Annotated in this window: 11 protein-coding genes; 8 read left to right on the plus strand and 3 right to left on the minus strand. The window is 72.6% G+C overall.

Translation table 11 applies throughout. From position 1 onward, the window contains the following. Positions 1-467: 467 nt before the first annotated feature. On the plus strand, positions 468-884 hold the full coding sequence (locus ABIH81_RS11195) for a hypothetical protein (RefSeq protein ID WP_349880215.1): 417 nt from the start codon (positions 468-470) through the stop codon (positions 882-884). A gap of 113 nt (positions 885-997) precedes the next feature. Here ABIH81_RS11195 and ABIH81_RS11200 read toward each other — a convergent pair whose 3' ends face one another. The 3 genes from ABIH81_RS11200 to ABIH81_RS11210 all read right to left on the minus strand — a co-directional run bounded on the left by ABIH81_RS11200 (position 998) and on the right by ABIH81_RS11210 (position 5,881). Beyond that, entirely contained in the window at positions 998-2,230 is a 1,233-nt protein-coding gene (locus ABIH81_RS11200; RefSeq protein WP_349880216.1) for an IS701 family transposase, read from the minus strand. 447 nt (positions 2,231-2,677) lie between these two features. Beyond that, on the minus strand, positions 2,678-3,388 hold the full coding sequence (locus tag ABIH81_RS11205) for a hypothetical protein (protein WP_349880217.1): 711 nt from the start codon (positions 3,386-3,388) through the stop codon (positions 2,678-2,680). Positions 3,389-3,502: 114 nt separating this feature from the next. After that, positions 3,503-5,881: a M28 family peptidase gene (locus tag ABIH81_RS11210; protein ID WP_349880218.1), complete on the minus strand. Its 2,379-nt coding sequence runs from the start codon at positions 5,879-5,881 to the stop codon at positions 3,503-3,505. A gap of 310 nt (positions 5,882-6,191) precedes the next feature. On the opposite strand from ABIH81_RS11210, the gene ABIH81_RS11215 reads away from it, so the two are divergent. The 7 genes from ABIH81_RS11215 (at position 6,192) to ABIH81_RS11245 (ending at position 14,959) form a co-directional block, all read left to right on the plus strand. Then, positions 6,192-7,385 (plus strand): fused response regulator/phosphatase, encoded by a 1,194-nt coding sequence (locus tag ABIH81_RS11215; RefSeq protein WP_349880219.1) that lies wholly within the window; start codon positions 6,192-6,194, stop codon positions 7,383-7,385. A 62-nt stretch (positions 7,386-7,447) separates the two neighbouring features. Next, positions 7,448-9,199: an ATP-binding protein gene (locus ABIH81_RS11220; RefSeq protein WP_349881069.1), complete on the plus strand. Its 1,752-nt coding sequence runs from the start codon at positions 7,448-7,450 to the stop codon at positions 9,197-9,199. Beyond that, positions 9,196-9,648, plus strand: coding sequence for a response regulator (locus ABIH81_RS11225; protein WP_349880220.1), 453 nt, complete (start codon positions 9,196-9,198; stop codon positions 9,646-9,648). Before ABIH81_RS11220 ends, ABIH81_RS11225 begins: the two co-directional genes overlap by 4 nt. Beyond that, positions 9,641-10,450 (plus strand): inositol monophosphatase family protein, encoded by an 810-nt coding sequence (locus tag ABIH81_RS11230; protein ID WP_349880221.1) that lies wholly within the window; start codon positions 9,641-9,643, stop codon positions 10,448-10,450. The genes ABIH81_RS11225 and ABIH81_RS11230 overlap by 8 nt, the downstream gene beginning before the upstream one ends. A 184-nt stretch (positions 10,451-10,634) precedes the next feature. Further along, a complete protein-coding gene (locus ABIH81_RS11235) occupies positions 10,635-11,672 on the plus strand; it encodes a hypothetical protein (protein ID WP_349880222.1) in 1,038 nt (345 codons plus the stop codon). A 60-nt stretch (positions 11,673-11,732) separates the two neighbouring features. Next, positions 11,733-13,265: a fused MFS/spermidine synthase gene (locus ABIH81_RS11240; RefSeq protein ID WP_349881070.1), complete on the plus strand. Its 1,533-nt coding sequence runs from the start codon at positions 11,733-11,735 to the stop codon at positions 13,263-13,265. 71 nt (positions 13,266-13,336) lie between these two features. Then, on the plus strand, positions 13,337-14,959 hold the full coding sequence (locus ABIH81_RS11245) for a serine/threonine-protein kinase (RefSeq protein WP_349880223.1): 1,623 nt from the start codon (positions 13,337-13,339) through the stop codon (positions 14,957-14,959). The last annotated feature ends 38 nt before the right edge of the window (positions 14,960-14,997 follow it).

A 14,997-nucleotide genomic window follows, 5' to 3' on the forward strand; every position in this document is an offset into this window, starting at 1 on the left:
GCGCTGCTCAAGCGCGGCGCGGCCGGCTGCCGGCGACCGATCTCACTGCTCTTTCTCGCTATCGCGTCTGCGGCGGCCCCTCGGGCTTTCCGCTGTCCGCGCCAGCCGCCGGGCGTGTTGCGTGGCCGGAGTCGGAGCGTCAGCGGAGCGACGGACGCGCGCCCAGGCGGCGGCGCGTGCGGCCCGTTCAGGGCCGCCTTGATAGACGTACAGAAAGTCCTCCCACGCCGGCCGGCGGCCGACAACATCGCCGGCGGCCATCGCCGGCGGCCGGCCTGTCCTCCGTCGGCAGGCGCGACGCGCGTCCGCCAGCTGAGCTGCGACACCGGCGCGCTGATCGCGCCAGATCATGCGGTTCAACTTGGTTGACGTGCCTCGACCGACAGGGTTGCCCGCCCGATACCCTGCGACGGTGATCCAACGTCCAACTCATGAGGCAAGCCGCTCGCATGGGGCTCGGATCGGCCATGAATGAGGTGGAGGATGTGTGGAGGCGCGCCGGCCTGGACGAACTACACCTCATCTGGAGCCACGCAGCTGACTACGGCGCTGATGGCGAGGCTCCCGAGGGTACTCCGCGAGGCATCGTGCAGCTTTCGTACCTGCTGCGTGTCTACAACTCAGCAATGGGTGGTGGCTTGGGCTTCGCTGTCGAGGTGAATGAGCCCTTCCGTCTGAAGCGAGCCATGGACGCGATGCGCTACTTCGGGTTGGCGGACCTCGCCGAGCTGGTGGCAGACCTCATCGAGCACGACTTGGACATCGGCCACGCCGGGTCCAGGCACGATGATTTTGAGGCCCTCCTCGGCCCTCAAGACGAGGCTCTGACGAGGGCGTTCAGAGCCAGAGCTGCCGAAAGGCCCGCCGACTTCGGCCTGGAATGACGGTAACCGTCCCGTCGCACCTAGATTGCTAGACCTGTCGCACCTCACTTGGCAGGGTTGCGTCGCACATCCCCGGTCGGCGAAGACGCCGGCGGCCGGCTAGTACTCCAACGTCACTTGGCCTGTCTGTGCTGGTAGTGGGATCGGCGGGCTCGGGCTTGGGATGTTCGTCGCCAGATTGACCAGTGCAGGGTGTGTTCTGGCGGGAGTGATGCGGTGAGGACGAAGGCGTTGAGGAGTCGGCGGATCTCGGCGATGGTCAGCGCGATGATTTCCGGGTCGGTGTCGGGTTGCTGAGCGGCGAGGGTTGTCAGGACGGCCAGGGCGAGCATGGCCAGGGTGATGAACCGGTGCCAGCCGGTCCAGCCGCGGACTTGGTAGTGGTCGAGGCCGACTTGGCCTTTGCCGGTCTGGAACAGCTCCTCGATGCTCCAGCGGGATCCGGCGACGGTCACGAGGGTGTGCAGCGGCACTGGGCGGGGTGACCAGCACAGGTAGAAGGCCAGCTCGCCGGTGGTGCGGTTGCGGCGGATCAGCAGCCACCGGTGCTCACCTGGCTCAGTGGCGGTGGTGATCCAGGCCCACAGGTAGTCGCGGGGACCTTTCGCTCCGGGTCCGCAGCTGTGCAGTTGCCACTCGGCGGTGGGGATCCGCTCGGCGAGGTCGTCAACGCGGATCAGGGTGCGGCCGTCGTTGACCGCCACGCGTCGGTCGCAGCCGACCGCGAGGACGTAGCCGATCCCGCGGTGTTCCAGGTTGTCGCGTAGGGCGGGGTCGGCGCCGTAGACCTCGTCCCCGGTCACCCATGCGAACGGGATTCCGGCCTCCAGGGCGGCGGCGATCATCTGCCGGGCCAGAGCGGGCTTCGTGGCGAACTCGACGTCGTCCGGGACCCCGGCGGCGGCGAGGCGGTCGGGCTGGTCGCACCAGGTCGTCTCGGGTAGGTAGAGCCTGCGGTCGATCATCGCCCGCCCGGCAGGTGTCACGTAGGCCAGGAACACTGCGACCTGACTGTTCTCGATCCGGCCGGCGGTGCCGGTGTACTGCCGCTGCACCCCGACCGAGCACACGCCCTTCTTCAAGAACCCGGTCTCGTCGGTCACCAGCACCGCGTCGGGATGGCCGAGCTGCTCGATCAGCCAGGAACGTACGTCATCGCGGACGGCGTCGGCATCCCACACCGCCGTGCGCAGCAGCCGCTGCATCGCCTGTGGATCCCCGTGACCCGCCCGCTCCGCAAGCGACCAGCAGGTCTTTCGTTCGGCCTCCGACAGCAGCCCCTCTACGAACTGCCCGGCCGTCGCCCGCGGCTCGGCCCGCACGAACCGGCCCGCGACACGCGTCATCGCCTCGTCCAGGATGACCCGCCACCCGGCGGGGTCTACGCTGTGGCACGCGGCCACCGCACGATCTTCGATTGTCCTCACAAACCATCGATGATCAACGCGGTGGCCGTCTTCACGCCCACGCCACGCCCAACGACAAAGCCAAGTGACGTTGGAGTACTAGGACTGGGAGCGGCCAAATTCGGTGTAGCGGGGCTGGCCCCACGCCACGCCGATCATCACCCTCAACACGTACGCGGGGGAGTGGCCAGAAGCGATCGACCGGACGCGGAACCTGGTCGACGCGGCCCTATCTGGTGCTCGGCCGGCGATCGCCCGGTGACGGCCGGGTTGTGCCCGATCTGTTCCCACCATCTCGGGTCGGCGTAGCGTCGCAGGTCAACGGCGTGTTCTTCCTCGGTTCGTCCAGTTCCGCTGGAAGTAGCGCCGCCCGCGTCTGCCCCCCGGTCAGGCCGCGGTGAGCACCGTGATGGGCAAGCCGAAGGTAGTCGATCCGGGACCGTGCCCGATGCCGACCAGGACCCGGTTGCCGAGCGGAGCGGCCAGGCGCACCACCACCTCGCGCTCCTCGGCGTAGGCCAGTCGAAAGCCGTTCCCGTCGCGGGCGACCTCCACCGGCTCGACGAGCACCGCCGTGTCCGTCTCGTACACCACGGCGTCGGGGTAGTCGGCATATTGCGCGGGCGTTCCGATGAACCGGAACGTCAGGGTACGCCCATCGTTCGCGAGCACGGCCTCCTCGTGATGAATGGCGCCCACACCGGGGGGCCGCCATGTCATCCGACGTTCGAAGTCCGGGTCCATGGCGATGAACGGCCATCGCCGGTCCTCGGGGTACATCATCCACGCCGGGAGTTCGCGGACACCTCGATCGGTGGCGAACGGCCCGTCCCCGCGGATGATGTTCGCCAACGGTCTCTGCGCCCCGGTCTGCACGTCACGGCAGTACTTGACGGCGTGCGGCATGAGCTCCGGCGGCAGATCGGACTCTGGAACGCCGGGAGCGTCGAACGACGCCCGCCACTGGGTGTCCGTCATCAGCCGGTCGAGCGCTGTGACGCCCATCGCTGTCAGCACGATCGGACGCGGCTCGCGGCGAACGGGAAAAGCCTCCCACATCGCCAACGCCTGCCGGACGTGCTCCACATCGGTCGGCACACCGTCAGCCTAGCCCGCCTCGCTCTAGCTTGATCCACTCCAGTACGCCGAAGTGGCGGTATCCCGGCGAGCGGACACCGCCACTTCGGCGAGGTGGTGTCGATCAAGCAGCGGTCAGAGCGGGTACGTGCGCGCCACCGCCAGCATCTCCGAACTGTGCGACCCGACCACTCCCACGCCCGTCGGCCGGGGCCGGAACCCGGGCACGGAGGACAGCCCGTCACTGGCGTCCATCGCGCGCAGGTTCACCTGCCCGGCCGCAGAGGCGAGCGTCAGCGTGACCTCGACACCCTCCGGCGGCGGGGCGTGGAACACGACCCCGAACCCCCACCTGCCGTCGCCCGGCTCGACCGGCACGTCCCGCCCGGCCACCGAGGCGGACCGCACGGTGGCGGTGCTGGTGTCGACGTGCAGCGTGAGCAGGCGTACCGGCCGCTGCGGCACCACCCGTACCCGCAGCACGCGCTGGTCACCGGAACGGCTGTCGGAGAGCAGATCCAGCTTCGGGGCGGGCAGGGGTGCCGCGGTGGCCGGCCCGCCGCGCAGCTCGGTGGCGCCCAGCCCGGGGAAGTCGTCGGCGACCGAGACCGTGCCGTCGACGTAGCCGTCGGTCCAGGGCTGCGGCTTCTCCTCGCGACTGAGCCAGGCCGCCTTCCCGGTGCCCGCGTCCAGCGCGTACATCAGGTGGGTCGGCACGGGATGCGCGGCGTCGAAGCGGTCCACGGCGAGGCCGACCCCGGCGAGCACCACCGCGGCCAGCGCGGCGGCCGCGGCGGGCAGCGCGCCGAGCCGGCGTGCGCGCAGCGCGAGCAGGCCGCGCTGGCCGCCGGCCCGGGGGTGCAGCAGGTCCACCACCGGGAGTACGGCGAGGCCGAGCAGCACCGCGACGAGCGCGGCTACCGCGCCCATGCCCATGCCGAGCGCCGGGAACAGCAGCACCACCGGAGGCAGCAGGACCACCACTGCCACCGCGGCGGCGAGCGTCACCGCGACCACCGGCCACGGGCCGTCGCGCCGGGTGGCGAGCGCCGCGAACCCGGCGAGCGCGCCGGCCAGCGCCGGCACTGTCGTCAGGTACGCCCCGCCGGGCACCGCCACGGCGAGCAGCACACCGAAGACCGCCAGCCAGGCCAGCCCGCCGAACGCCAGCGCGGCCGGGCCGACCCGGCGGCGCAGCAGCGCGTACCAGCAGAACAGCACCGCGGCGGCGAGCGCCACCACGGCGAGCCGATACGCCACCGGGCGGTACGGGTCGAGCAGTTCGGCGTACCCGGGCCGGATCGTGGTGATCGCGGCCCAGAGCAGCCACGCGCCGAGCGGCGCCACGACGACGGGTACCAGGGTCAGGCCGAAGCCGGCGGCGAGCGTGCCGGCGGTGGCCCGGCCGCGACGGCGCAGGAGCCAGCCGAGGACGCCGACGGCGAGCAGCGCGGCCACTGCGAGCGGCAGCGTCAGCCAGCCGGGGTAGCGGACCAGCCCGCCGAGCACCGGGAAGTAGGTGTCGTCGTGGCCGGCGCGCAGGTCGCCCAGGTCGGTACGGCCGAACTCGCGGGCCAGGCCGAGCGTGTTGTCGCCGTGCATCTGGAGGCTGCCCCGGTCCATCCGGGCCGGCACGTCCAGCGGGGTGTGGTAGATCGCCCCGCCGTCGATGTAGGCCGAGTTCAGACCCACGAAGCGATGGTCGAGGAACGCGGTGAAGTCGGTGTCGTTCGGCAGCGCGCGGTAGATCTCCACCGCGAACGACGTGCCCACCGGGTGCGGCGCGGCCTTGCCGAAGATCTCCACGAGCTTCGCGTTGTTCCGGGACGTCTCGAACATGATCACCGGGCCGGTGGAGCCGCGCGCCTCCAGGTTGAGCACCACCCCGCCGTCGCGGGCGAGCGGGTGGTCGGCGGCGAACCCGGCGGCCCCGCACAGGCACGCCTCCTCCGCGTCGGTGAGCACGAAGACGATGTCGTTGCGGGGGCGCGGGCCGGTGCTGAGTGCCCGGGCCACCTCCAGGATCGCGGCGGTGCCGGCGGCGTCGTCGTTGCCGCCCGGCCCGGTCTGCACCGAGTCGTAGTGCGAGACCAGGAACACCTTCCCGGTCGGGTCGGTGCCGGGGAGCCGGGCCACCACGTTGCGGACCCGGGCCAGCGTCGCCCCGCCCGCCGCGCCGGACAGCTGCCCGGCCTCGGGCGCCACCGCGTCCTGCACCTCGGTCTGAAGGCCCAGCCCGCGCAGCGTGCCCACCAGGTGCTCGCGTACGCGGTCGTTGGCGGCGCTGCCGGCCACGTGCGGCTCGGCGGCGATCACCTCGACGTTCCGGAACGCCCGGCCGGCGCTGAACTCGCCCTCGGGCGCGTCCGCCGGACGCGGCGCCGGGGTGGAGAGGCCGACCAGGACGCCCGCCCCGACGGCGAGCAGCGCGACGAGCGCGGCGACGGCGGCGGTCAGCCGCCGGCGGGGCCTGGTGAACGCGCGGTCGGCGGGGCGGGTGGGGGGTGCGCCCACTGGGACTCCTCGGGTGGATCTACGGGGTGGGGATCATCCTGCACCCCCGAGGGCTGCGGCGGCAGTCCTCGGACGGTGCGCTGCGGGCGTGACAGCGCTCCCGGCGTAACATCGTGGGTCGACCGTGCCGCTGTGGAAGTGGACCGGTCACACGCTCCGCCGCACCGGTGACGGTCGCGTTGTGTGCGACTGTTGTCTGGGCCAGGATCAGCAGGGCATTCGGAAGGAGCCCGACATCACCAGCGAACTCCCGCGACTCGCGGCGGTTACCCGGCCGCAGCGGGGTTCCGGCGCGTCGGGTGCCGTCTACGTGCCGTCCGGCGGGGCAGGGCTGCTCGGCGGCGTACCGCCGGGCGAGCGGCTGCGGGTGCTGCTGGTCGAGGACGACGAGGGCGACGCCTTCCTGGTCGGCGAGCTGCTCGCCGAGACCAACTCGATGATCGACCTGCTGGTGGCCACGAGCCTCAGCGAGGCCCGGCAGCGGGTGATGGGCGTGGACTGCGTCCTGCTCGACCTGGGCCTGCCCGACGCGCAGGGGCTGGACGGGCTGCGCCGGGTGCTGGAGATGGCCAGCGGCGCGGCGGTCTGCGTGCTGACCGGTCGTTCCGACGAGCACCTGGGCATCGTCGCGGTCGCCGAGGGCGCGCAGGACTACCTGGTCAAGGGCCAGGTCGACGGTGTCCTGCTGACCCGGGCGCTGCGGTACGCGGTGGAGCGCAAGCGGGCCGACGAGAACGCCCGCCGGTTGCGTGAGGTGGAGCTGCGCCAGGCCGAGTCCGCCCGCCTGGAGCGCGGCCTGCTGCCGCAGCCGCTGATGACCACCGACGAGGTGTCGGTGCACACGTTCTACCGGCCCGGCCGGCACGCCGCGCTGATCGGCGGCGACTTCTACGACGTGGTGCAGACCCGGCCGGACCGGATCGACCTGATCGTCGGCGACGTCTGCGGGCACGGCGTGGACGAGGCCGCGCTCGGCGTCGAACTGCGCGTCGCCTGGCGGGCCCTGGTGCTGGCCGGGGTGCCGGACGACGAGGTGCTGCCCGCGCTGGAGCAGGTGCTGATGAGCGAGCGCCGCCTCCAGGAGATCTTCGCGACGGTGGCCACCACCCGGCTCGACCTGGCGGCGGCGCGGGCCACCGTACGCCTCGCCGGTCACCCGCCGCCGCTGCTGCTCAGCGGCGGGAAGGTCGCGCCGGTGCCGGCGAAGGGCGGGCTGCTGCTGGGCGTACGCCCGCGCCGTCCGGTCGCCTTCGACCTGGAGTTCGACACCGACGACTGGTCCCTGCTGATGTACACCGACGGCCTGATCGAGGGCCGGGTGGACGGCGGGGACGAACGCCTCGACGTGCCGGGCCTGACCGGGCTGCTCGCCGACCCGGCGAACCGGGCGGTGCCGCTGGCCGAGCTGCCCGCCTGGCTGGTCGGGCGCGCCGAGCAGATCAACGGCGGCCCGCTGGCCGACGACGTGGCGATGCTGCTGGTCACGCGGGGCAGCGGCCGGTGAGCGCTGAGGGCCCCGCAGTCGCGAACGACGATGATGCGGTGAAGGGCAACGGGGAGGAACCGGTGAAGGCGTACCAGCAGGGGTGGACCCTGCGTCGGCGGGTGGGCGCGCTGCTCGGCGTGGTGGTGGTGCTGCTGCTCGGGCTGGCCGCCGCGGAGGCCGCGGTCGCCGCGAAGAACCGGCAGAACATCGACGCGGTGCTGCTCAAGACCGGTCCGCTGCGCGTTCAGGCGCAGGAGCTGATGGGCGCGCTGCTCGACCAGGAGACCGCGGTGCGCGGGTACGCGGTGAACGGCGACCGCGGCGACCTGGAGCCCTACCAGGAGGGCGTGAAGCGGGAGCAGACCCTGGCCGCCTCGATCCGCGACCTATCCGCCGACTACCCGGACGTGCGCCGCGCGCTGACGGTGGTGGAGCAGCAGAGCGCGCAGTGGCGTACCCAGGTGGCCGAGCCGGTGATCACCACTGTCGAACGCGACGGCGCGGAGGCCGGCCAGGCGCTCATCACCGACGCGACCCGGCAGCAGTTCGACGGCATCCGCTCGTCGGTGAACACGCTCCAGGACGAGATCCTCACCGTCCGGCAGGAGACCGCCGACCGCGTCAACTCGACGAGCAACACGCTGGTCGTGCTGCTGATCATCGCCGCGCTGGTGGTGACGACGGCCGGCGTGGTCATGCTGCTCTCGCTGGACCGGATCCTGATCCGCCCGCTGGCCGACCTGGTCGGCCAGGTGCGTGAGGTGGCCGACGGCGACTACCGGCACCGCATCGAGGGGTCCGGCCCGCCGGAGTTCCGCCGGCTCGCCGAGGACATCGACCAGATGCGGATGAAGATCGCCCGGGAGTTGGACGAGGTACGCGAGGCGCGGGAGCGCATCGAGTGGGTCAACAGCCAGTTGCAGAAGCAGGCCGAGGAGCTGACCCGCTCCAACCGTGACCTGGAGCAGTTCGCGTACGTCGCCTCGCACGACCTGCAGGAGCCGCTGCGCAAGGTGGCGAGCTTCTGCCAGCTCCTGCAGCGGCGCTACGCCGGGCAGCTCGACGAGCGGGCCGACCAGTACATCGCGTTCGCGGTGGACGGCGCGCAGCGCATGCAGCGGCTGATCAACGACCTGCTGGCGTTCTCCCGGATCGGCCGGTTGACCACCGGCTTCACCGAGGTCGACCTGAACAAGGTGATGGGCGACGTGGCCGGGCAGACCGAGGCGGCGTTGCAGTACGCCGACGCGGAGCTGACCTGGGGCGAGATGCCGACCATCCGCGGCGAGGAGCCGCTGCTGACCAACCTGCTGGTCAACCTGGTCAGCAACTCGGTGAAGTTCCGCCGGCCCGACGTGCCGCCGAAGGTGCACGTCTCGGCGCGGCTGGTGGACGGCGAGTGGGAGATCAGCTGCCGGGACAACGGCATCGGGATCGAACCCGAGTTCGCCGACAAGATCTTCGTGATCTTCCAGCGGCTGCACTCGAAGGACGCGTACCCGGGCACCGGCATCGGGCTGGCCATCGTCAAGAAGATCGTGGAGTATCACGGCGGCCGGGTCTGGGTGGACACCGACGCCGACGAGGGCACCACCATCCGGTTCACGCTGCCCGCGCTGGAGGCCGACATCGAGGCCGCCCGGGCGGCGGAGGCCGCGGCGGACGAGGACGCCCACGACGGCGCGGAGCCTGCCGAGACGCCGGCCGCCGAGGGCGCCGACGGTGACCCGGCGGGCGCCGGGCGGCAGCCGGACGGCGAGGCACGCGAGGATCCGCCCGCGGAGGCGGACCGACACGGTACAAACGGTGGCATGAAGGAGACGGTGGGATGACCGCGCCCGCGGACGGCAAGAGCCCGATCGAGGTCCTGCTCGTCGAGGACGACCCCGGTGACGTGCTGATGACCCAGGAGGCGTTCGAGGAGCACAAGCTCCGCAACCGCCTCACCGTCGTCTCCGACGGCGCCGAGGCGCTCGCCTACCTGCGCCGTGAGGGCCGGTACACGGACGCGGTGACGCCCGACCTGATCCTGCTCGACCTGAACCTGCCCCGCCGGGACGGCCGGGAGGTGCTGGAGGAGATCAAGAAGGACGAGGAACTGCGCCGGATCCCGGTCGTGGTGCTCACCACCTCGCAGGCCGACGAGGACATCCTGCGCAGCTACCAGCTGCACGCCAACGCCTACGTGACCAAGCCGGTGGACTTCGAGCGCTTCATCTCGGTGGTCCGCCAGATCGACGAGTTCTTCGTCAGCGTGGTCAAGCTGCCGCCGCGTGGCTGACCCGCTGCTGGACGACGTCGGCACGCTGCTGCGGGAGGCGGCGGCCAAGGTCGTCGTGCCGTTGTTCCGCCGGCTCGACGCGTCCGACATCTCCGAGAAGGCGCCGGGCGAGGTGGTCACCGTCGCCGACCGCGAGGCCGAGGCGCTGATCTCCGAGGGCCTGCGGCGGCTGCGTCCCGGCTCGGTGGTGGTCGGCGAGGAGGCGGTCGCCGAGGATCCCGGCCTGCTGCGGCACCTGCGCGGCAGCGGCGACGTCTGGCTCGTCGACCCGGTCGACGGCACCTCCAACTTCGCCGCCGGCCGCCGGCCGTTCGCGCTGATGGCGGCGCTGCTCACCGACGGCGTACCGGTGGCCTCCTGGGTGTACGACCCGCTCGACGGCACGATGGCGGCGGGCCGGCTCGGCGCGGGCGCCCGGCTGGACGGGGCGTCGCTGAGTGCGCCGCAGGCCGAGCCGCGGGTGGGCGCGCTGCGCGGCACGGCGGCGACGAAGTTCCTGCCGCCGGACTTCCGCCGCCGGGTGGAGGAGGGCGGGCGCCGCATCGGTGAGCTGCTGCCCGGCCAGCACTGCGCCGGCCGGGAGTACCTGGACATGCTCACCGGCGCGCAGCAGTTCGTGCTGTTCTGGCGCACCCTGCCGTGGGACCACACGCCCGGCACGTTGCTGGTGCGCGAGGCCGGCGGCGTGGCCCGCCGGTTCGACGGCGCCGACTACCACCCGGCCGACGAGGGCCGGGGACTGCTCGTCGCGGCCAGCCCGGAGATCTGGGACGAGGTGAGCGCCGCCCTGCTGGGCGGTTGAGCGGCGCTGCGCGACGGGCACGGCACGCTGCGTCGACGTCGGGCGCCGTACGCCGTCGCCGGCCTGGCGTGTCGCCCGTGGTCCGGTATCGTGACCGGCGGTCTCCGCCAGCAGGCCGCCGTCCGGCGCCGGCGGAGACGCCGCTCGGTGTACGGGGGCCGGCGGTCGACGGAAGGACCAACACGTGCCCAGGACCAGCCCTACCGGCCGGCGCGTCCGGCGGTCGCTGCTCGCCGCGTTCGCCGCGGTGGCCGTGCTGCTCGGCTCCGGCGTGGCCGCCGGCCCGGCCGCCGCCGTACCCAGCCCGAACGCCCCGAACGAGGGCGGCAGCAAGCAGTTGCGGGCGGCGTTGGAGGCGGCGGCGAAGGGCCACATCGAGGCCCAGAACAAGCTGGAGAACTCCAAGCGCCGGCAGAAGGCGCTCGCCGCCCAGCTCACCGACATCGAGGGACGCCTCGTCGGGCTCAGCGCGCAGGCCGGCGAGGTCGCCGCGCAGTCGTACCGGATGGGCCGGCTGACCGCGACGTCGATGCTGCTCGCCAGCGCCGACCCGAACGACTTCCTCAAGCGCGCGGCCGAGCTGGACGTGATGGCCCAGCGGGACAGCAAGCGGCTGCGGGAGCTGGCCGACGCGAAGACGCAGGCGGCCGAGGCGAAGCTCGCCATCGACGCCGAGGTGCGCGAGCAGGCCAAGCAGGTCGCGGTGCAGGCCCGCAAGAAGAAGGACGCCGAGGTGGCGCTGGCGAAGGTCAGCTCCGGCGCCGGGTCCGGGTTCAACGGCACCTCCTCGTCGGCGAAGCCCGCGCCGCGCAACTCGGACGGCTCGTGGCCGTCGGAGTCCTGCTCGGTGGACGACCCGACGCCCGCGTCCGGCTGCATCACGCCGCGCACGCTGCACATGCTCCAGCAGGCCAAGTCGGCCGGATACAAGCGCTACGCCTCGTGTCACCGCAGCGGTGGCGGCGGCGAGCACCCCAAGGGCCGGGCCTGCGACTTCTCCGCCGCCAGCGGCGGATTCGAGGACAAGACCGCCACCGGCGGCGACAAGGCGTACGGCGACAGCCTCGCCGCCTGGGCGAAGAACAACGCGAACCGGCTCGGCATCATGTACGTCATCTGGTATCGGCAGATCTGGATGCCGAACACCGGCTGGCGGGCGTACAGCGGCGGTGGCAGCCCGGCGGCGGACCACACAAACCATGTTCACATCTCGATGTATTGACCCGGCCCGCCGCGAGCGCTGCGTAGCATCGCCACGGTGAGCAGCACATCGTCCGACGTCATGGCGGAACCGGCGGCCGACGCCCCGGTTCCGCCCCGGGCCCTGCCCAACGGGCTCGCCGCGTTCCTCGTCTTCCTCTCCAGCGGGGCCGTGCTGGTGCTGGAGACCGTGTCGTTGCGCCTGGTCGGCCCGTACGTCGGGGTGACCCTCCAGGTGACCAGCTCGGTGATCGGCATGGCGCTGGCCGCCATCGCGTACGGGGCGTGGTTCGGCGGGTGGCTCGCCGACCGGCGTGACCCGCGCACTTTGCTGGCCCCGGCGCTGGTGCTGGCCGGCATCGCCACCGCCGTCACGCTGCCGATCGTCAGGTACGCCGGTGAGGCGCTGCGCGGTGGCGCGGCGAGCGCGGTGCTCCTGCTGACCGCGCTCACCGTCCTGCTGCCCGCCGCGCTGCTGGCCGGGATCACCCCGCTCGTGGTGAAGCTCCAGCTCGCCGACCTGCGCCGGACCGGGCAGGTGGTGGGCAAGCTGTCCGGCATCGGCACGCTCGGCGGCATCACCGCCACGCTCGGCACCGGCTTCGTGCTGGTGGCCGCGCTGTCCAGCACCGTCATCGTGCTGGGGCTGGCCGCCGTGCTCGGCGTGACCGGGCTGGCGCTCGGCTTCTGGCTGCGCCGGCAGGCCGGGCCCAGCGGGCTGTCCGCGCCCGGCCGGGTCAAGGCCGCGCTGGCGCTGCTCGGCCTCGCCGCCGCCGGGCTCACCGCCGCGGCGCCGAACCCGTGCGACGTGGAGACCGCGTACCACTGCGCCCGGGTCGAGGTGGACCCGTCGTGGCCGCAGGGGCGCACGCTCTACCTCAACTCGGCCGAGCACTCGTACGTCGACCTGAACGAGCCGAACCACCTCAAGTACGCGTACACGCAGTGGATCGGCCTGGTCGCGGACGTGGCGCGGCCGGCGAAGCAGCCGATGGACGCGCTGCACCTGGGCGGCGGCGGCTTCACCGTGCCGCACTACCTGGCCGCGACCCGGCCCGGCACCGACAACCTGGTCTTCGAGCTGGACGGTGGCCTGGTCGAGCTGGACCGGCGTGAGCTGGGCCTGCGTACCGGCCCGCAGATGCGTGCCGAGGTGGGCGACGCGCGGGTGCTGCTGCGCGGCGAGGCGACCGGCAGCCGCGACTTCATCGTCGGCGACGCGTTCGGCCACCTGGTGGTGCCGTGGCACCTGGCCACCCGGGAGATGGCCGCCGACATCCGCCGGGTGCTGCGCCCGGACGGGATCTACGTGCAGAACGTCATCGACTACCCGCCGGGCCGGTTCATCCGGGCCGAGCTGGCCACCGTGAAGGCCGAGTTCGCGCACGTCGCGCTGATCGCTCCGCCCGGCGCGATCGACGGGCAGCAGGGCTCCAACTTCGTGATCGTCGCCTCGGACGCACCGTTGCCGCTCGCCGCGATCCCGCCCGGGCTGAAGCTGCTGCCCGAGCGGGCCGTGCTGATGGACGAGGCGGCGGTGACCGGGTGGGTGGGCGACGCGATGGTGCTCACCGACGACTACGCGCCGGTGGACCAACTGCTGGCGACCGCCTGAACGGGTGACTTTCCTGACCGATTCCGACCGCTGAGGTGTACCGGGGTCGACTTCGGGCAACAGGACCGACCATGGGTGGACCGGTCAGGAACGGCGTGCAACTCCTCGGCGAGCGATACCGGTTGGTCGAGCAGCTGGGTGCGGGCGGCATGTCGGTCGTCTGGCGCGGCTACGACGAGGTGCTGGGCCGGCAGGTGGCGGTCAAGGTGCTGGCGTCGCGGCTGGCCAGTGACAAGGCGTTCCGGCACCGGATCCGGGTGGAGGCGCAGGCCGCCGCGCGGCTGTGCCACCCCAACATCACCAACGTGTACGACTACGGCGAGTCCGTGCAGGTCGGCCTGACCGTGCCGTACGTGGTCATGGAGCTGGTCGACGGCGGTCCGCTCAGCGGGCGGCTCGGCCGCGACGGGCAGCTTCCCTGGCGGGAGGCCATGACCATCGGCGCGGAGGTCGCGTCGGCGCTGGCCGCCGCGCACGCGCGCGGCGTGGTGCACCGGGACGTGACCCCGGGCAACGTGATGCTGACCCCGACCGGGGTGAAGGTCGTCGACTTCGGCATCTCGGCGCTGGTGGGGGAGAGCGACAAGGGGCCGGACGGCGCGCTGCTCGGCACGCCCGCGTACCTGGCGCCGGAGCGGCTGGACAACGGCCACGTCTCGCCGGCCACCGACGTGTACGCGGTGGGGCTGCTGCTCTACCGGATGCTCACCGGCCGTCTGCCGTGGCAGGCCAGCACCACCACCGAGATGCTGCGCGCGCACATGTACCGCGACCCGGACCCGATGCCCGCGGTGCCGGGGCTGCCCGAGCCGGTCGCCGCGCTGGTGCAGCGGTGCCTGGCCAAGCGCCCCGAGGACCGCCCGGCCACCGCCGAGGTGGCCCGTACGCTCGCCGAGGCGGCCGGTATCGCGGCGATCGTGCCGGTGTCACCGGCGTTCGGCCGGATGGACCCGGCGCTCGCCGAGAACGCGGGCACCACGATCCTGCCGTGGTCGGCGGAGACGGACGCGCTGCCGTTCTCGGCGGTGCGTACCCGCACGCGGCGGGCGGTGGCACGGCGGCGCAAGGTGGAGGCCGGCGTGGCCGCCGTCGGACTGGTCGCGGTGACCGCCACCATGTGGGGCCTGACGTCGCGCAGCCCGGCCAGCGGCGGGGTGGAGCCGACCGAGGCGCGGATGAGCCTGCCCGAGCCCATCCCCTGCGCTGTCGACTACTCGCTGCGCCGCGACACCGGCAAGGACTTCTCCGCCGAGCTGACGCTCACCAACACCAGCGACCTTGAGCTGCGCGGCTGGACGATGAACTTCACGTTCCCCGGCAAGCAGACGGTCACCACGGCCCAGCCCACGGCACGTCAGGTGGGGCGTACCGTCTCGATCGCCGCACCGGCGACGGACCCGGCGCTGGCCCCCGGCGCGTCGACGAAGCTGACGCTGGCCGGGCGCTACACCGGGAGCAACACGCTGCCGGTCGAGTTCACGCTCGGCGACAGCACCTGCGGCGTGCAGGTCTCCGGCATCGCCGGCTCGGCGCCGACCACCGCGCCGCCGGTGACGACGCCGGTCAAGCCGGCCACCAAGACCACCGCGAAGGCCACCACCAAGAGCGGGCCGGCGAAGGCCAAGCCGGCGAAGCCCAAGGCCGCGCCGAAGCCGCCCAAGGGCAAGGAGGGCCCGAAGGGAAAAGCAAAGTAGACCGGCCGAAGGGGGGTGAGCACGGCAAGGGCAAGGGG

This window comes from Micromonospora sp. HUAS YX12, assembly GCF_040215685.1.
GTDB lineage: Bacteria > Actinomycetota > Actinomycetes > Mycobacteriales > Micromonosporaceae > Micromonospora > Micromonospora tulbaghiae.